This window comes from Micromonospora sp. NPDC047465 (assembly GCF_040643125.1).
Classification (GTDB): Bacteria; Actinomycetota; Actinomycetes; order Mycobacteriales; family Micromonosporaceae; genus Micromonospora.
The window spans coordinates 1-16,987 of the sequence record NZ_JBEYTP010000012.1; the positions used below are offsets into that span (position 1 = coordinate 1).

Genomic DNA, 16,987 nt, shown 5'->3' on the forward strand with positions numbered 1-16,987 from the left:
CGCCCCGCCCCCCCCGGGCCGCCCCCGCCGGGGGCCCGGCGCGCGCGCCGCGCGGCCCCCGCGCCGTGTCCGGCGAAGCAAGGCGCACGTCGCCGCGCGCAAGCCCGACACGCCGACCGGCCGGTTGCGCCGGTGGCGACCCCGGGAAACCGCGATGATGGTCTGCGTGGGGGAGGGCAGAGGCATCGAGGGCACGACAGAGACGACGCCCCGGCGGTCACCCGGAGCCACCCGTACGCGCGGAGCGCCCGCCGCGACGCGCGGGCCGGACGAGGCCGGCGGCCGGGCGCTGCGCGGGGTGGACGCCGCGGGCGGGCTGGCCGCGCTGCGCGGCCTGCTGGACCGTCCGCTGGCCTCCTACTACCTGCTGCTGTCCAGCGCCGGGCTGCTGCTGCTGATCGGCCTGACGATGGTCTTCTCCGCGACCAGCGTCCGCGAGTACGCCCAGGGCGGCAACGCCTTCGCCGCGCTCACCAAGCAGGCGATCTTCGCGGTGATCGGCATCGTCGCCTTCTGGGCCTGCCAGCGGCTGCCGGCGAAGACCTACCGGGTGCTCGGCCGGCCACTGCTGTTCACCGCCGTCGGCCTGCTGCTGGTGCTCAACCTGCTGCTCGCGTACGCGCGGCTGACCGGCCAGGACTCCGCCCGGATCGGCCCGATCGAGGCCCGGCTGCTGTGGCTCTTCGTCGGCGGCATCCAGGTGCAGCCCTCGGAGCTGGCGAAGTTCGCCCTGGTGCTCTGGGGGGCCCACGTGATCGCCCGCAAGGGCGCCGCGCTGGGCTGGTGGCGCGAGCTGGCCACCCCGCTCTTCCCGGTCGTCGGCCTGCTCTTCGTCCTGGTCGGCTACAACGACCTCGGCACGATGCTCTGCCTGCTCGCCGTGGTGGTGGGGCTGCTCTGGGCGGCCGGGGTGCGGATGCGCGTCTTCGGCACGCTGTCCGTGCTCGGGCTGCTCGGCGTCGGCCTGCTGATCGCCGTCGCCTCCCTGGGCGCCGGCTCCGGCGAGCGGGGCGAGGAGAACTACCGCTTCGCCCGGCTGATGTCGTTCTTCAACCCGCCCTCCCCGGACGACTGCAAGCTCGCGGGCTGCTACCAGATCTACCAGGGGCGGCTGGCCATCGAGCACGGCGGCTGGTTCGGCGTGGGGCTCGGCAAGTCCAGCCTCAAGTTCGGCTGGCTGCCGGAGGCGCACAACGACTTCATCTTCGCGATCATCGCCGAGGAGCTGGGCGTGATCGGCTGCGTCGTGGTGCTCAGCCTGTTCGCCGTGCTGGCCTACACCGGGCTGCGCATCGCCCGGCGCGTCGAGGACCCGTTCCGCCGGCTCGCCGCCGCCGCGGCGACCACCTGGCTGGTCAGCCAGGCAGTGATCAACATCGGCGGGGTGGTCGGGCTGCTGCCGATCACCGGCCTGCCGCTGCCGTTCATCTCCGACGGCGGAAGCGCCCTGGTCGTGACGCTCGCCGCGATCGGGATGCTCGCCTCCTTCGCCCGCGCCGAGCCCGACGCCGCCAGAGCGCTGCATGCCCGTCCGCCGGCCCGATGGGTCCGACTACTCTGGGCCCCGTTGCCGCCGCTTCCCGGGCGGCGTCGCCGCCCGGCGCCGCCCCCGGCTGCCCGAGGGTCCGTGCCCCGGTCGCGGGAGCGGCGGCCCGACGACCAGGCCGCACCGCGCGGCGTCCGGCTCGCCCGGACCCGGCGCGGCTCGGCGGACGAGAGGAGACGTTGATGGGTCCGCTGCGTTCGGTGGTGCTCGCGGGAGGTGGCACCGGGGGGCACATCTACCCGCTGCTCGCCTTCGCCGACTGCCTGCGCCGACACGACCCCGGCGTCCGGATCACCTGCCTGGGCACCCCGAAGGGCCTGGAGAACGAGCTGATCCCACCGCAGGGCTACGACCTGCGGCAGATCCCGGCCTACCAGCTGCCCCGGTCGGTCAACATGAACCTGGTCAAGACCCCGGGCCGGATGTGGACCGCGGCCCGCGCCGCGGGCAAGGTGATCGACGAGGTGCGCGCCGACGTGGTGGTGGGTTTCGGCGGGTACGTCTCCGTGCCGGCCTACCTCGCGGCCTGGCGGCGCGAGCTGCCGATCGTCATCCACGAGGTGAACGTGCCGCCGGGCGTGGCCAACCGGCTCGGCATGAAGTTCACCAAGAACGTCGCCGTCGGCTTCCCGCACCAGCCCGCCCAGGCCGAGGCGCTGCGCGACGCGCGGGTCGTCGGCGTGCCGCTGCGCCGGGGCATCGCCGGCCTGGACCGCGTCGCCATGCGCAACGCGGCGCGGGCCCACTTCGGGCTCCGTCCCGACCTGCCGGTGCTCTTCGTCGCCGGCGGCTCGCAGGGCGCCCGCTCGATCAACCTCGCGGTCGCCGGGGCGGCCAAGGAACTCGCCCGCAACGGGGTGCAGGTGCTGCACGTGATCGGGGCCCGCAACGAGCCGGTGCCGGTCCCCACCGACCTGCCGGTCCCGTACGTGACGCTGCCGTACCTGTCCGAGATGGAGGCCGGCTACGCCGCCGCCGACCTGATGCTGGGCCGGGGCGGGGCGATGACCTGCGCCGAGGTGGCCGCGATCGGGCTGCCCACCATCTACGTTCCCTACCCGCACAGCAACCAGGAGCAGAAGCGCAACGCGCTGCCCGTGGTGGAGGCCGGCGGCGGGCTGCTCGTCGACGACGCCGAGCTGACCCCCGACTGGGTCGAGCGGACCGTCATCCCGCTGATCCGCGACCCGCACCGGCTCGCCGCCATGGGCGCCGCCGCGGCCGCGTACGGGCGCCGCGACGGCGACGAGGCGCTGCTCAACTTCGTCTACGAGGCGGTGGCCCGATGAGGGCGCGGCCCGTCCGCCCCGAGGCCCGCGCCGCCGCGACCGGAAGGTTCCCGTCATGAACACCGCACAGTTCACCCCGGCAGGCACGCTCACCGCGGAGGACCTGGGCACGATCCACCTGATCGGGGTGGGCGGGGTCGGCATGAGCGGCCTGGCCCGGCTCTTTCTCACCCGGGGCATCCCCGTCTCCGGCAGCGAGCTGCGGGAGTGGCCGTCCCTGGCCGGCATGCGCGCTCTCGGCGCGACCATCCACATGAGCCACGAGGCGTCCAACCTCGACGGCGTCGACACGGTCGTCTACTCCTCGGCGATCCCGCAGGACCACCTCGAGATGGTGGAGGCGCGCCGGCGCGGGCTGCGCGTCCTGCACCGCTCCGAGGCCCTCGCGGCGGCGATGACCGGCCGCCGGACGGTGGCGGTCGCCGGCACGCACGGCAAGACCACCACCACCTCGATGGTCACGATGGTGCTCCAGCAGGCCGGGCAGGACCCGTCCTTCGTGATCGGCGGGGAGATCTCCGAGGTCGGCTCGGGCGCCCACCACGGCACGGGCGAGTACTTCGTGGTCGAGGCGGACGAGAGCGACCGCTCCTTCCTGATCTACCGCCCGTACGTGTCGATCATCACGAACGTCGAGGCCGACCACCTGAACACCTACGGCGACCTGGCCAGCCTGGAGGCGGCCTTCGCCGAGTTCGCCCGGCTCACCGACCCGGACGGCTTCATCATCACCTGCGCCGACGACCCGGGCGGGCGGCGGCTGGCCGAGACGCTGCGCGCGGAGGGCCGGCGGGTGCACACGTACGGCGAGGCGGCCGACGCCGACCTGCGGCTGACCGGCGTCGCCTCCTCGGCGCGGGGGGTCCGCTACCTGGCGGAGATCGACGGCCGGTCGCTGGGCGAGTTCCGGCTGCCGGTGCCGGGGCGGCACATGGGGCTCAACAGCGCCTCGGCGGTGCTGGCCGCGTACCTGCTGGGGCTGCCGCTGGAGGCGGCCGAGGCCGCGCTCGCGGCGTTCCCCGGCGTGCGGCGGCGCTTCGAGCGCAAGGGCGTCGCGGACGACGTGCTGGTCTACGACGAGTACGCCTACCACCCGACCTCGATGACGCTGGCGCTGCAGACGTTGCGCGAGGTGGCCGGGGACGGCCGACTGATCGTGGTGTTCCAGCCCTACCGGCTCTACCGCACCCGCGACCTCCAGCCGGAGATCGCCGAGGCGCTGGCCATCGCCGACGAGCTGGTGCTGCTGGAGGTCTTCGGCCCGGGCGAGCTGCGCCAGCCGGGGGAGGGCTCGGCGGCGCTGGTCGAGGCCGTGCCGCTGCCGGCGGAGCGGAAGGTCTTCGTGGACTCGTGGGAGGCGGCGCCGGCCGAGGTGGCCCGGCGGGCCCGCCCCGGTGACGTCGTGGTGACCATGGGCGCCCCGCCGATCTCGCTGATGGGGGACCAGCTGCTGGACGCGCTGTCGGCGCGTACCGCCGATCCGGCGGCGCCGGCGGGCACGACGCCCGGCGGCGAGGCCGGCGGGGCGACGACCATCGGCGGCACCGTTCCCGGCGTCGGCGGCGCGGTCCCGGACGGCGCGGCGCCCGCGGCCGGATGAGCCCCGGTCCGGCGCGCGGGCGCACCACCGGCGCGGACGGCGGTGGCCGGCGCGGACCGGTGCGCCGGTGGCAGCTGGTCCGGGCCGGCAGCGACGCGGTCCCCGCCTCGACCCGGCGGTTCATGGCCCGCGCCCGGCAGCGCCGGATGCGGGCCGCGCTGCCGTGGGCGATCGCGGCCGGCGTCCTCGGCCTGGCCGGGCTGGTCGCCTGGGCGCTGCTCGGCACCGGCCTGTTCGGGGTGCGCGAGGTCCGGGTCGAGGGCGCGGAGCTGGTCAGCGCGGTGCAGGTGCGCGACGCGGCGGCGGTGCCCGACGGGGCCCCGCTGGCCGGGGCGGACCTGGCCGCCATCGCGCGGCGGGTCGGGGGGCTGCCGGCGGTGGAGCGGGCGGTCGTCACCCGGGACTGGCCGGACGCGCTGGTGGTCCGGGTGACCGAGCGTACGGGCGTGGCGGCGGTGCCGCGCGGCGAGCAGTTCGTGGTGATCGACGGGGCGGGCGTGGTGTTCCGGACCCTGCCCCGGCAGCCGGACGGCCTGCCGGTGGTCCGGCTCGCCGAGCCGGGGCCGGACGACGGGGCGACCCGGGCCGCCCTGGAGGTGCTCGCCGTGCTCACCCCGGAGCTGCGGGCCGGGCTGGTGGACGTGACCGTCGAGGGGCTGGCCCGGATCAAGCTCCGGCTGCGCGACGACCGGGTGGTGGTCTGGGGGGACGCGACCCGGGGCGCGGACAAGGCGCGGGTCGCCACCGCCCTGCTCGACCGCGAGGCCGACACCATCGACGTGAGCGCCCCGGACGTGGTGACCCTGCGGTGACCGGCAGCTCGGTCCCACCGGGCGACGTGACCCGTCCCGCTCCCACGGCGACACGCCGGGCGGGTCCTTGGCTCACGGCGTGGGTGCGCTTACGTTGCCCCGAAGGGGTTCAGTGGTTGACATAACTGTAAGCCTCTAGTAGAGGGTGAGGGTTTAATCCTGATCCTCGCTGGTGACAGCTGTCGTCGACCGCTGGTCTGGCCAAGCCGTACCCGGTCGGCCCATGCCAATCTCGAAGGGAAAGGACCGGAGATGACACCTCCGCACAACTACCTGGCGGTCATCAAGGTCGTCGGCATCGGTGGCGGCGGCGTCAACGCCGTCAACCGGATGATCGAGGTTGGGCTCAAGGGCGTCGAGTTCATCGCGATCAACACCGACGCGCAGGCGCTGCTGATGAGCGACGCCGACGTCAAGCTCGACGTCGGCCGCGAGCTGACCCGCGGGCTCGGCGCGGGCGCCAACCCCGACGTCGGCAAGAACGCCGCCGAGGACCACCGCGACGAGATCGAGGAGGTGCTCAAGGGCGCCGACATGGTCTTCGTGACCTGTGGCGAGGGCGGCGGCACCGGCACCGGCGGGGCGCCCGTGGTGGCGAACATCGCGCGCAAGCTCGGCGCGCTGACCATCGGCGTGGTGACCCGGCCGTTCTCCTTCGAGGGCAAGCGCCGTCAGGTGCAGGCCGAGTCCGGGATAGACGAGCTGCGCAACCAGTGCGACACGCTGATCGTCATCCCCAACGACCGGCTGCTGGCGCTCGGCGACCGCAACATCAGCATGATGGACGCGTTCCGCACCGCCGACCAGGTGCTCCTCTCCGGTGTCCAGGGCATCACCGACCTGATCACCACGCCGGGCCTGATCAACCTGGACTTCGCCGACGTCAAGAGCGTGATGAGCGGCGCGGGCAGCGCGCTGATGGGCATCGGCAGCGCCCGCGGCGAGAACCGCGCCGTCGAGGCGGCCGAGGCGGCCATCTCCAGCCCGCTGCTGGAGCAGAGCATGGACGGCGCCCGCGGCGTGCTGCTCTCCATCGCCGGCGGGTCGGACCTGGGCCTGTTCGAGATCAACGACGCGGCCCAGCTCGTTACCGACGCGGCCCACCCGGACGCCAACATCATCTTCGGCGCGGTCATCGACGACGCCCTCGGCGACGAGGTGCGGGTCACCGTCATCGCGGCGGGCTTCGACGGCGGCGCGCCGGCGTACAAGGCCGCCGAGTCGGGCCGCAAGCCCAACCAGAACCAGCCCACCCAGCCCAGCACGCCGGTCACGCCCCCGCCGACGATGCCGGCGCCGACCCAGTCGCCGCGCCGGGTGCTCTTCGACGACGTGGACGTGCCCGACTTCCTCAAGAACGGTTCCTGAGCCCCGCCGATGACCGACAGCCCAGCCACGGTGCGCCCGGACCGGCGCGCCGAACTCGCGGCCGGCCTGGCCGACGTACGATCCCGGATCGCGCAGGCGTGCGCCGACGCGGGACGGGACACCTCCGAGGTCACGATGATCGCGGTGACCAAGACCTACCCGGCCGGGGACGTGGTGGCCCTGGCCGGGCTCGGCGTCACCGACGTGGGGGAGAACCGGGACCAGGAGGCGTCCGCCAAGGCGGCCGAGGTGGCCGCGGCCGGGGTGACGCCCCGGTGGCACTTCATCGGGCAGTTGCAGCGCAACAAGGCCCGGTCGGTGGTCCGCTACGCCGACGTGGTCCACTCCGTCGACAGCGTCCGGCTGGCGCGGGCGCTGGACGCGGCCTCGGCCGCGGGCCGGGACCGGCCGCTGGACGTGCTGGTCCAGGTCAGCATCGACGGGGCCACCGGCCGGGGCGGGGCGCTGCCCGACTCGGCCGACCCGGACGCCGGGCTCGGCCCGGTGGCCGAGGCGGTGGCCGGCGCGGACGGCCTGCGGCTGACCGGCCTGATGGCGGTGGCGCCGCTGGGCTGGGAACCGGAGCGGGCGTTCGCCCGGCTGGCCGAGGTGGCCGCCGGGTTCCGGACGCTCCATCCGGGAGCCACCGCCCTCTCCGCCGGCATGAGCGGGGACCTGGAGATCGCGATCCGGTACGGCGCGACACATGTCCGCGTGGGCAGCGCGTTGCTCGGAATGCGTCCCACGCTGCGGTAGCCTGACCGCGAGAGAAGCAAATTACATGCGTGTTGTTTTGAAGGGGCGGCGTCCCGTTGTCGGGGGTCGTGGCGTGCGACGCGAATCGCGCGCCAGGGGATTGCCGGTCCGGTCCGGTGGGCAGAAAGTGTTCCACTCGCGACAAGGCGACACGGCACGGGGGCGCGTGCCGCACGGCGGACGGGAAGGGCGCGGGATGGGTGCACTGCGCAAGGCGGGGGTCTGGCTCGGTCTGGTCGAAGAGGACGACGAGCGGGCCTACGACGACGGTGGCTACGACAAGGGTGGCTACCGCGATTCGCGCTACCGGCAGAGCCGGTACTCGGAGGAGTTCGCCGACGACGAGGAGGACGACGCCGAGGAGCCGCCGGCGCCCCGGTCCCGCCTCGGCGACCGTGGCCGGCTCTCCGAGCGGGTCGCCTCCCGGGCGGCCGAGGCCGAGCGGGCCGACGGCGACCGCCCGGAGCGGGCCGAGCGGTCCAGCGTCCGCTCCATCACCCGGTCGAATGCCGGCGAGACCTCCGGGGCGCTGACCTACCACACCCGCGACAACCTGGCCCTGGCGCCGCAGGCGCAGCCGCGTGAGCGGGCGGTCGTGGCCGAGGAGGAGCAGCGCTACCAGATCACCACGCTGCACCCCACCACCTACCGCGAGGCGCGGACCATCGGCGAGCACTTCCGCGACGGCGTCCCGGTGATCATCAACCTCACCGAGATGGACGAGGCGGACGCACGTCGACTTGTCGACTTCGCCGCCGGGCTCGCGTTCGGCCTGCGCGGTACGATCGAGCGCGTGACCAATCGGGTGTTCCTGCTCTCACCGGCCAACGTCCAGGTCACCGCGGAGGACAAGGCCAAGATCGCCGAGGGCGGCTTCTTCAGCCTGAGCTAGCCCCGCCCGACCCGAGGGACGTCGCCTGTCGTGTTGTCGATCGTGCTGCAAGTGCTGTATCTGGTGCTCTACATCTTCCTCATCACCCTGCTCGCCCGGTTCGTCCTGAGCGCCGTCCTGCAGTACGGTCGGCGCTGGCAGCCGGCCCGCGGGGCATCGGTGGGTCTGGAAATCGTGTGGAGCGTCACTGATCCCCCCCTCAACGCGTTGAGGCGTGTGATCCCTCCGTTGCGAATTGGTACCGTGAGCATCGACCTGGCTTCACTTGTGCTCCTGGTTATCCTGTTCGTGCTGATGGAGTTCGTGTTAGGGCCGTCGATCGACAGGACCACCTGACGATCGACGCGCTTTCGCGGCCGCAACTGACCCGAGGAGTTTCGATGCCGCTGACCCCGGCCGACGTCCACAACGTCGCCTTCAAAAAGCCGCCGATCGGCAAGCGGGGGTATGACGAGGAGGAGGTCGACGCCTTCCTGGACGAGGTCGAGCGCGAGCTTGCCCGTCTCATCGAGGAGAACAACGAGCTGCGTGCCCAGGTGGAGCGCGGCGGCCGTGGCGGCGCCCCCGCCGGCCCCGGCGGCGACGCCCGTCTCGCGGCGGAGCTCAACGACGTCAAGGCCCAGCTCGACCGGGTGCAGCGCGACAAGGCGGCGGCCGAGCAGGCCGCCCGGGCGATGCAGGCGGAGCTGGAGCAGGTCCGTACGGCCGGTGGGCCGGCGGTGACCGGTGACGGCGAGCAGCAGGCGCTGCGGGTGCTGATGATGGCCCAGCGGACGGCCGACGACCACGTCTCGGACGCCCGTCGCGAGGCCGACCAGCTGCTCTCCGAGGCCCGTTCCAAGGCCGAGGAGGTCACCCGGGAGGCCCGCTCCAAGGCCGACGCCCTCGAGCGCGACGCCCGCCAGCGGCACCAGGAGGCCATGGGCGGCCTGGACGCCAAGCGCACCGCGCTGCAGAAGCACATCGAGGAGCTCAAGCAGTTCGAGCGCGAGTACCGCACCCGCCTGAAGGCCTACCTGGAGAGCCAGCTGCGCGACCTCGACGGCCGCGGCCAGGGCCTGGAGGCCGAGATGACCCGTGGCGAGGGCACCCGGGCCGTCGGCGGCAACGGGCTCGCCGCAGCCGGTCTCGCCGGCTCCTACGGCGGCGGTCGTTCCGGCGCCCTCGAATCCGGTCGCTGACCACCGGTCGGCGGCCGTCGCCACGCGACGGTCGCCGACCTCGCCTCATCGGCACGACCCGGCGGGGGTGAGTCGTGATAGTCGCGAGTCTCCTGCTCATCCTCGTCGCGGTGGTGCTGCTGGTGGCGGGCCTGGCCGGTGGCTCCAGCGTCCTTCTCGTCGTCTCCATCGCGGCCAGCCTGCTGGCCGCCGTCGCGCTGGTCGTGGGCGCCCGCCAGGCGGCCGGCGACCGGCTGGCGGCGGAGCGGCCGTCGCGCACGGCGACCCGGCCGGCCGGTCCGGCCTTCGCGTACGGGCCGCCCGTGGAGCCGGAGATCCCCGTCCAGCACGTCCCACCGACGGTCGACGCCGGCGGCACCGGGTGGCGGCAACCGCCCGAGCCACCGGTGGCCGACGTCGGCTCCCGGGGCGCCGCGCCCGGCACGGTCGGGGCGTACGACGACGAGCCGGCGGCGCAGGACGTCACGCCGGCCGACGCCGCCCGGGTGGCCCGCCTCGACGCCGAGGTGCGGGTGGTCGACGGGCGCCCGCGCTACCACCTCGCCGGGTGCGCCCACCTCGTGGGCCGCGAGCACGAGTCGCTGCCGGTCGGCGAGGCCGTCGAGCTCGGCTTCACCCCGTGCGCCGACTGCGCGCCGGACACCGCCCTGCTCGCCGACGCCGGCCGGCTCTGAGCGGCCCGGCTCCGATGGACGACATGCTGACCGTGGCGGTCCGGGTGAAGCCCGGCTCCGCCCGCGCCCGCGTCGGCGGCCGCTTCGACGGCCCGCACGGGCCCGCGCTGGTGGTCGCCGTCAACGCGCCGGCTGTGGACGGCCGGGCCACCGAGGCGGCCCGGCGGGCGCTGGCCGGGGCGCTGGGCGTCCGGCCGGCTGCGGTGTCCCTGCGGGCGGGCGCGGCCAGCCGCGACAAACTCTTCCTGGTCGAGGGTCCCGCACCGGAGCTGACCGAGGCGCTGCGCCGGCTGCGCGACGGGGCCGCCGGGTGACGTACGCCCGGGTCGGGCACCCGTGACGCCGGGGCTGGATCTCGCGCTGCTGGTCGGCGCGGCGGTGCTGCTGGTGGCGGTCGGGGCGGTGCGGCTGTCCACCCGGCTCGGGGTGCCGAGCCTCCTGGTCTACCTGGCCCTCGGCGTCGCCATCGGCGAGGCCGGGCTGGGCATCCGCTTCGACGACGCCGAGCTGACCCGGACCCTCGGCTTCTGCGCGCTCATCGTGATCATCGCCGAGGGCGGGCTGACCGCGCGGTGGAGCACGCTGCGCCCGGTGCTCGGGCTCGCCGCCCTGCTCTCCACCGTCGGCGTGGTGGTGAGCATCCTGGTCGTCGGACTCGCCGTGCACCTGCTGCTCGGGCTGGACTGGCGGTTGGCGCTGCTCTACGGGGCGGTGCTCTCCTCCACCGACGCGGCCGCGGTATTCGCCACGCTGCGCCGGCTGCGCCTGCCGCCCCGCCTGGTGGCGACCCTCGAGGCCGAGTCGGGGATGAACGACGCCCCGGTCGTGCTGCTGGTGGTGCTGCTGTCCCGGGAGGGGATCACCCATCCGTGGTGGTACGAGACCGCCCTGGTGAGCTACGAGCTGGGCGTCGGCGCGGCCGTCGGTTTCGCGGCCGGCGTCGGCGGGCGGTGGGCGCTGCGGCACGCCGCCCTGCCGTCGGCGGGGCTCTACCCGATCGCGGCGGTCGGGCTGACCGTGTTCGCCTACGCCGCCGGCGCGGTGCTGCACGCCTCGGGCTTTCTGGCCGTCTACGTGGCGGGGGTGATCCTCGGCAACGCCCGGCTGCCGCACCGGCAGGCCATCCTCGGTTTCGCCGACGGGCTGGCCTGGCTGGCGCAGATCGGGCTGTTCGTGCTGCTCGGGTTGCTCGTCACGCCGAGCCGGCTGGGCTCGGCGGTGCTGCCGGCGGTGGTCGCCGGGCTGGCGCTGGTGCTGCTCGCCCGGCCGCTGTCGGTGGCGGCGTCCGCGCTGCCGTTCCGGTTCGGCCTGCGCGAGCAGGCGTTCCTGTCCTGGGCGGGGCTGCGCGGCGCGGTGCCGATCGTGCTCGCCACCATTCCGCTGTCGGAGCGGGTGCCCGGCGCCGACCGGCTCTTCGACTCGGTCTTCGTGCTGGTGGTGATCTTCACGCTGCTGCAGACCGGGACCCTCGCCCCGGTGGCCCGGCGGCTGCGGGTGACCGCCCCGGCCGAGGCGGCGGAGATCCGGGTGGAGACGGCCCCGCTGGAACGGATGCGCGCCGACCTGCTCCAGGTGGAGGTGCCGCCCGGTTCCCGGCTGGCCGGGGTGCACGTCGACGAGCTGCGGCTGCCGCTGGGCGCCTCGGTGACGCTGGTGCTGCGGGACGGGGCGGGCGTCGTGCCCGGCCCGGACTTCCGGCTGAAGACCGGCGACAGCCTGCTGATCGTGGCGACCGTCGGGGTGCGCGACGAGGCGGAGCGCCGGCTGCGGGCGGTCAGCCGGCGGGGCCGGCTGGCCCGCTGGTTTGGCGAGTACGGCGAGGATCGCGATGGTTGATCTGCTAGCGTTCCTTTTGCCCCGATAAGGTGCGACTCGGGGCCGAGCGGCGGTGCGTCGGAGCGGCACGTTGTCGGACGCCTGTACGTTCCGTATTCTTGCGAATCTCCGGAGTGCGCGGCCACGTCGCCGCGCGCCCCTTTTGTACCTGGGGGCGCCGATGTCGGCGGCCCCTGTCCAGGCGCCGCGGTCCGCCGCGGTTCCGCGGCCGAGGGAGCGACGATGGCGAAGCCAGCCGAGACCAGGACCGCCGGCCGCAAGCCGGTGGCGAAGGCCACCCGCAGCGCGGCGGAGACCGAGAAGATCCGGGCGGCCCTGGCGGCGCGGCGTGACGAGTTGCGTGCCGAGTACGATCAGACGCTGAGCGAGATCACCGAGCTGCAGCGCGACCGGCTGACCGACTCGGCCGGGGACGACCAGGCCGACACCGGGACGAAGACGTTCGAACGCGAGCAGGAGATCTCACTCGCCAACAGCATCCTGGAACGGATCACGCAGGTCGAGCGGGCGTTGGAGCGGCTCGACGAGGGTGGCTACGGCTGGTGCGAGCGGTGCGGCAACCCGATCCCGGTGGAGCGGCTCGCCGCGTTCCCGTCGGCCACCCTCTGCGTGACGTGCAAGCAGCTGGAGGAGCGGCGCTGAGGCCCGCTCCCCGGCGGCCATGGGAGGCGGCGCGCGAGCGCCGCCGCGAGCGTCGATGGGGAGCAGATGTCCGAAGCACCGCCCGCCGGGTCCGGCAGCGCTGAGCCGGGAGGCGGCACGCCCCGCCGCCGGGCCGTCACCATCCTGCTCGGCGTCGCGCTGACCGCCCTCGTGGCCGACCTGGTCACCAAGCACCTCGCCCTGCTCACGCTGTCCGACCGCGAGCCGGTCAAGCTGCTCGGCGGCGCGGTCTACCTCACCCTGACCCGCAACAGCGGCGCGGCCTGGAGCATCGGCTCGGACCACACCTGGGTCTTCCCGCTGATCACCCTCGGCGTGGTCGGCTGGATCCTCTGGATGGCCCTGCGGCTGCGTTCGCTGCCCTGGGCGATCTCGCTCGGCCTGGTGCTCGGCGGGGCGCTGGGCAACCTCACCGACCGGATCTTCCGCGCCCCGGGCTGGTTCGTCGGGCACGTGGTGGACATGGTCAGCCTCTTCGACCCGTACGGCCGGGTCTGGCCGGTGTTCAACCTGGCCGACAGCGCCCTGGTCTGCGGCGTGGTGCTCGCCGTCGTGCTGGAGCTGACCGGCCGCCAGCGCGACGGCAGCCGGATCGGCAAGGACGGGGCCACCGAGGCGACGGCGCCGGCCGACGCGGGGCAGCGGGAGCGGGCATGACCTCCGCCTTCGCCGCCGGCGGCGACCACCGCTCCCTGCCCCTGCCCGACGGTCTCGACGGCACCCGGCTCGACCAGGCGGTGTCGCGGCTCTTCGGGCTCTCCCGCACCGCCGCCGCGGCCCTGGTCGACGCCGGCGACGCGCTGGTCGACGGGGTGGTCCGGGCCAACTCGTACAAGGTCAGGGCCGGCTCCTGGCTGGAGGTGACCCTGCCCGCCCCGGCCGCCCCGCCCACCGTGGTGCCGCAGGCGGTCCCCGGGCTGCGGGTCGTGCACGCCGACGACGACATCGTGGTGGTGGACAAGCCGGTCGGCGTCGCCGCGCACCCGAGCCCCGGCTGGACCGGCCCCACCGTGATCGGCGCGCTGGCCGCGATCGGGCACCGCATCTCCACCAGCGGCGCCGCCGAGCGGCAGGGCGTGGTGCACCGGCTCGACGTGGGCACCACCGGGATCATGGTGGTGGCCAAGAGCGAGCAGGCGTACACCGCGCTGAAGCGGGCGTTCAAGTACCGCGAGGTCGAGAAGCGCTACCACGCCGTGGTGCAGGGGCACCTCGACCCGCTGCGGGGCACCATCGACGCCCCGATCGACCGGCACCCCACCCACGACTACCGCTGGGCGGTGGTCTCCGGCGGCAAGCCGAGCATCACCCACTACGACACGGTGGAGGCGTTCCCGGCGGCGAGCCTGGTCGACGTCCGGCTGGAGACCGGCCGCACCCACCAGATCCGGGTGCACTTCTCCACCCTGCGGCACCCGTGCGTGGGCGACCTCACCTACGGGGCGGACCCCACCCTCTCCGCCCGGTTGGGCCTGGCCCGACAGTGGCTGCACGCCCGCTCGTTGAGCTTCCTGCACCCCCGTACGGGGGACGAGGTGCGCTTCGTCAGCGACTACCCTGACGACCTGGGCCGGGCGCTCGAGATCCTCCGCGACTGAGCGTCGCCCCACCGCCAGACGATCCGACGAGGGGGACCGCACCCGTGCGCGCCGGCGACCCGCTGCGGCGATGGGACCAGCCACCGCTGTCCCGGCTGGCCGACGCCGTGACCCGGCCCGGCGACGGTCCGGCCCGGCCGCGGGTGCTCACCACGGTCGCGCTGCTCTCCTGCGCCGCCGTGCTGCTCACCGCCGTGTGGGCCGGCGACGACCGCCCGACCGGTGACCGCACCGTCGGCGAGGTGACCCGGGTCGGCGTGGCCCACGGCGGCTCGATCCCCGGCTACCTCCGTGCCGCCGCCGCCGACCTGGCCGCGCTGCCGCCCGCCGCCCCGGCGGCCGGCGACGGGACGTACGCCCTGGTCTCCCTCTCGTCCTACCTGACCCCGCAGGGGGCGGCGGCGATCCTCGGCGACGTGCCGGTCGCCGCCGTCCTCGGGCGGGTGCCGCTCGCCGACCGGCAGACCGAGATCGTCCGCATTCCCGCGCAGCGGGTGCCCGCCGACGTGGTCGCCGGGATGGCCGAGGTCGCCGCCCGCAAGGAGCGGGAGGCCGCCGACTACCGCGCCCGGTCCGCCGCGCTGGCCGGCGGCGGGCAGGCCGAGCGCGAGCTGCGGCAGGTGTACGACAGCGGCGCCGAGGTGTCGGCGGCGGAGGCGGCCGCGTACCGCTCCGGCTGCGCCTGCCTCTACGCCGCGGTGGTCCGCGCCGAGCCGGTGGCCCTGCGCCGCCTGGCCGCCCGGCCCGGGGTGCGGGCGGTCGACCCGGCGCCCGAGGTCACCCGGCTCGACCGGACCGTCTTCACGCCCCCGCTGCCCGAGCAGCGGGAGGTTGCGCGCCCGCCGGCCGACGCCGGCCTCGCGGGAGCGGCCACGGGGGAAGGCGACCGGGGCACGCCCCCGACCCCGCCGGTGGGCGAAACGTCGGAACCCGCACCCGAGGTGACGGATTCGTCACCGGTCCGGACCGGCCCGGCATCCGGCGGAATCCCGCCGCCCACCCCGCCCACCTCGGCAGACGCCGCCGCCGGGGGCACTGGGGCGCCGGCCGGGTGACGGTGGACAGGACCGAAGGTGCGCGGACGGGTGTGGTCCGAATAGGGTTTCGTTCGTAGCCTGTCAGGCGGACGTCGATGGTGCTGGGAGGGCGAGCCGTGGAGGGCAGCGAGACCGGCTGGGCACGGCCGGCCGAACCGGCACCGCGGTGGCGGGCGCTGCTCGACCGGGCCCGGCACGGCGGCCGACCGGCCGAACAGACCGAGACCGACCCGCGCGAGGTGCCGCCGGCCCCGCCCGAGCCGCTGCCCCGGCGGTCGTCGGGGAACGGCTACGCCGCGCGGGTGCCGGCCATCGGGCGGGCCCCCGAGCCGCCGCACGGCGCGGAGCCCGGCCCGCCGGGGTACGGCACGGAGTACGGCCGCCCCGCCGACGCCGGATACGGCCAACCCGCCGACGCCGGGTACGGCCAACCCGCCGACGCGGGATACGGCCGCTCGGCCGACGCCGGGTACGGCCACCCCGCCGACGCCGGGTACGGCCGCTCGGGAGACGCCGGGTACGGCCGCTCGACCGACGCGGGTTACCGGGCCGAGGCCACCTACCGGGTCGAGCCGGCCTACCGGGTGGACCCGGCCGAGCCCGCCTACCGGGTGGACCCGTTCTACCCGGCCGAGCCGGACCACCGCGAGCCGCCGACCCACCGGCCCGAGCCCTCCCACGTGCCGACGCAGCGGCGCGGGCACGAGCCGGTCGAGTCGCGCTACGCGCTGCTGGACAACGGCTACCGGCACGAACCGCCCCCGGCCGAGTCCCGGTACGCCCCCCTGCTCGACGGCGGCTACCGCCCCGAGCCCGCCTACCAGCAGCCGCCCCCGGCGGCGCCGCCCGCCCCGCCCCCGGTCGCCGAGCGGGGCTACCCGGCCCGCGTCGAGTGGCGCCCGCGCGGGGCGGAGAGCGAGCTGGAGCGCGCCGCCGGGGTGCTCCGCCGCGACCTGGGCACCCCGCGGGTGCTCGCGTTCGCCAACCCCAAGGGCGGCGTGCACAAGACCACCGCCACCGTGCTGGCCGCGGCGACCGTCGGCAGCGTACGCGGGCGGGGCGTGCTGGCCTGGGACGACAACGAGCTGCGCGGCACCCTCGGGCTGCGCGCCGGCAGCGCCCGGCACGCCCGCACCATCCGGCACCTGGTCGGCGACCTCGCGCACATCGAGATCAAGGAGGGCGCGGAGCTGCTGGAGCACCTCGACGACTACCTGCGGCACGCCTCCGACGGCTCGTACGACGTGCTGGCCGGCGAGGAGAGCCCCCGGTTCGCCCAGCGGCTCGACCAGTTCACCGTCCGGCGGGTGCTGGAGCTGCTGCGGCGCACCCACGACGTGATCTGCGTGGACACCGGCAACAACGTGGAGAGCGCCAACTGGCGTACCGTCATGCAGGCGGCCGACCAGCTCGTGGTGACCACGGTGCCGCGGGAGGACGCCGCGTTCAGCGCCGACTGGATGCTGGACCTGCTGCACGAGGTGGGCATGGGGGAGCTGGCCGACAACGCGGTCACCCTGATCTCCTGCCCCACGCCGGGCCGCTCCCCGTTGCAGGACGACCTGGAGCGCCACTTCGCCACCCGCACCCGCGCCGTCGCCGTGGTGCCGTACGACCCGGCGCTGGAGACCGGCTCCTCGATCGAGTACCAGCAGCTCCAGCAGGAGACCCGGCAGGCGTGGCTGAAGGCCGCCGCGGTGATGCTGGAACCGTTCGCCCGGTGAGCGGGTGTGCC

At 75.0% G+C, this 16,987-nt stretch carries 17 protein-coding genes; all 17 read left to right on the plus strand.

The window, feature by feature from the left end:
• The first annotated feature begins 316 nt into the window (after positions 1-316).
• The 17 genes from ABZ793_RS13595 to ABZ793_RS13675 all read left to right on the plus strand — a co-directional run bounded on the left by ABZ793_RS13595 (position 317) and on the right by ABZ793_RS13675 (position 16,976).
• Positions 317-1,729 (plus strand): putative peptidoglycan glycosyltransferase FtsW, encoded by a 1,413-nt coding sequence (locus ABZ793_RS13595; protein ID WP_357456836.1) that lies wholly within the window; start codon positions 317-319, stop codon positions 1,727-1,729.
• A complete protein-coding gene (murG, locus tag ABZ793_RS13600; RefSeq protein ID WP_357456596.1) occupies positions 1,729-2,835 on the plus strand; it encodes an undecaprenyldiphospho-muramoylpentapeptide beta-N-acetylglucosaminyltransferase in 1,107 nt (368 codons plus the stop codon). The genes ABZ793_RS13595 and murG overlap by 1 nt, the downstream gene beginning before the upstream one ends.
• Before the next feature lie 55 nt (positions 2,836-2,890).
• Entirely contained in the window at positions 2,891-4,435 is a 1,545-nt protein-coding gene (gene murC, locus ABZ793_RS13605) for a UDP-N-acetylmuramate--L-alanine ligase (protein WP_357456598.1), read from the plus strand.
• Entirely contained in the window at positions 4,432-5,247 is an 816-nt protein-coding gene (locus tag ABZ793_RS13610; protein ID WP_357456600.1) for an FtsQ-type POTRA domain-containing protein, read from the plus strand. Before murC ends, ABZ793_RS13610 begins: the two co-directional genes overlap by 4 nt.
• Before the next feature lie 252 nt (positions 5,248-5,499).
• Positions 5,500-6,615, plus strand: a complete 1,116-nt coding sequence (ftsZ, locus tag ABZ793_RS13615) for a cell division protein FtsZ (protein WP_350686241.1) — start codon at positions 5,500-5,502, stop codon at positions 6,613-6,615.
• A gap of 9 nt (positions 6,616-6,624) precedes the next feature.
• Positions 6,625-7,371, plus strand: coding sequence for a YggS family pyridoxal phosphate-dependent enzyme (locus ABZ793_RS13620; RefSeq protein WP_357456603.1), 747 nt, complete (start codon positions 6,625-6,627; stop codon positions 7,369-7,371).
• A 196-nt stretch (positions 7,372-7,567) separates the two neighbouring features.
• Positions 7,568-8,263 (plus strand): cell division protein SepF, encoded by a 696-nt coding sequence (gene sepF / locus ABZ793_RS13625; RefSeq protein ID WP_357456605.1) that lies wholly within the window; start codon positions 7,568-7,570, stop codon positions 8,261-8,263.
• A 30-nt stretch (positions 8,264-8,293) separates the two neighbouring features.
• Positions 8,294-8,599 (plus strand): YggT family protein, encoded by a 306-nt coding sequence (locus tag ABZ793_RS13630; protein WP_357456607.1) that lies wholly within the window; start codon positions 8,294-8,296, stop codon positions 8,597-8,599.
• Positions 8,600-8,643: 44 nt separating this feature from the next.
• On the plus strand, positions 8,644-9,444 hold the full coding sequence (locus ABZ793_RS13635) for a DivIVA domain-containing protein (RefSeq protein WP_357456609.1): 801 nt from the start codon (positions 8,644-8,646) through the stop codon (positions 9,442-9,444).
• Between the two features lie 74 nt (positions 9,445-9,518).
• Positions 9,519-10,118, plus strand: a complete 600-nt coding sequence (locus ABZ793_RS13640) for a hypothetical protein (RefSeq protein ID WP_357456611.1) — start codon at positions 9,519-9,521, stop codon at positions 10,116-10,118.
• 14 nt (positions 10,119-10,132) lie between these two features.
• On the plus strand, positions 10,133-10,432 hold the full coding sequence (locus ABZ793_RS13645) for a DUF167 domain-containing protein (protein WP_357456613.1): 300 nt from the start codon (positions 10,133-10,135) through the stop codon (positions 10,430-10,432).
• A gap of 22 nt (positions 10,433-10,454) precedes the next feature.
• Positions 10,455-11,954, plus strand: coding sequence for a potassium/proton antiporter (locus ABZ793_RS13650; protein ID WP_357456616.1), 1,500 nt, complete (start codon positions 10,455-10,457; stop codon positions 11,952-11,954).
• Positions 11,955-12,176: 222 nt separating this feature from the next.
• Positions 12,177-12,596, plus strand: coding sequence for a TraR/DksA C4-type zinc finger protein (locus tag ABZ793_RS13655; protein ID WP_088992775.1), 420 nt, complete (start codon positions 12,177-12,179; stop codon positions 12,594-12,596).
• Between the two features lie 66 nt (positions 12,597-12,662).
• Positions 12,663-13,274 (plus strand): signal peptidase II, encoded by a 612-nt coding sequence (lspA, locus tag ABZ793_RS13660; protein WP_357456618.1) that lies wholly within the window; start codon positions 12,663-12,665, stop codon positions 13,272-13,274.
• On the plus strand, positions 13,271-14,215 hold the full coding sequence (locus ABZ793_RS13665; protein ID WP_357456620.1) for an RluA family pseudouridine synthase: 945 nt from the start codon (positions 13,271-13,273) through the stop codon (positions 14,213-14,215). The genes lspA and ABZ793_RS13665 overlap by 4 nt, the downstream gene beginning before the upstream one ends.
• Before the next feature lie 44 nt (positions 14,216-14,259).
• A complete protein-coding gene (locus ABZ793_RS13670; protein WP_357456622.1) occupies positions 14,260-15,270 on the plus strand; it encodes a hypothetical protein in 1,011 nt (336 codons plus the stop codon).
• A gap of 77 nt (positions 15,271-15,347) precedes the next feature.
• Positions 15,348-16,976: an AAA family ATPase gene (locus tag ABZ793_RS13675; RefSeq protein WP_357456624.1), complete on the plus strand. Its 1,629-nt coding sequence runs from the start codon at positions 15,348-15,350 to the stop codon at positions 16,974-16,976.
• The last annotated feature ends 11 nt before the right edge of the window (positions 16,977-16,987 follow it).

Bases quoted from the DNA above. Each gene is read 5' to 3' on its own strand.
- ABZ793_RS13655 (WP_088992775.1), top strand. From the start codon at position 12,177: ATGGCGAAGCCAGCCGAGACCAGGACCGCCGGCCGCAAGCCGGTGGCG.
- lspA (WP_357456618.1), top strand. From the start codon at position 12,663: ATGTCCGAAGCACCGCCCGCCGGGTCCGGCAGCGCTGAGCCGGGAGGC.
- ABZ793_RS13675 (WP_357456624.1), top strand. From the start codon at position 15,348: ATGGTGCTGGGAGGGCGAGCCGTGGAGGGCAGCGAGACCGGCTGGGCA.
- murC (WP_357456598.1), top strand. From the start codon at position 2,891: ATGAACACCGCACAGTTCACCCCGGCAGGCACGCTCACCGCGGAGGAC.
- murG (WP_357456596.1), top strand. From the start codon at position 1,729: ATGGGTCCGCTGCGTTCGGTGGTGCTCGCGGGAGGTGGCACCGGGGGG.
- ABZ793_RS13620 (WP_357456603.1), top strand. From the start codon at position 6,625: ATGACCGACAGCCCAGCCACGGTGCGCCCGGACCGGCGCGCCGAACTC.
- sepF (WP_357456605.1), top strand. From the start codon at position 7,568: ATGGGTGCACTGCGCAAGGCGGGGGTCTGGCTCGGTCTGGTCGAAGAG.
- ABZ793_RS13635 (WP_357456609.1), top strand. From the start codon at position 8,644: ATGCCGCTGACCCCGGCCGACGTCCACAACGTCGCCTTCAAAAAGCCG.
- ABZ793_RS13645 (WP_357456613.1), top strand. From the start codon at position 10,133: ATGGACGACATGCTGACCGTGGCGGTCCGGGTGAAGCCCGGCTCCGCC.
- ftsZ (WP_350686241.1), top strand. From the start codon at position 5,500: ATGACACCTCCGCACAACTACCTGGCGGTCATCAAGGTCGTCGGCATC.
- ABZ793_RS13610 (WP_357456600.1), top strand. From the start codon at position 4,432: ATGAGCCCCGGTCCGGCGCGCGGGCGCACCACCGGCGCGGACGGCGGT.
- ABZ793_RS13665 (WP_357456620.1), top strand. From the start codon at position 13,271: ATGACCTCCGCCTTCGCCGCCGGCGGCGACCACCGCTCCCTGCCCCTG.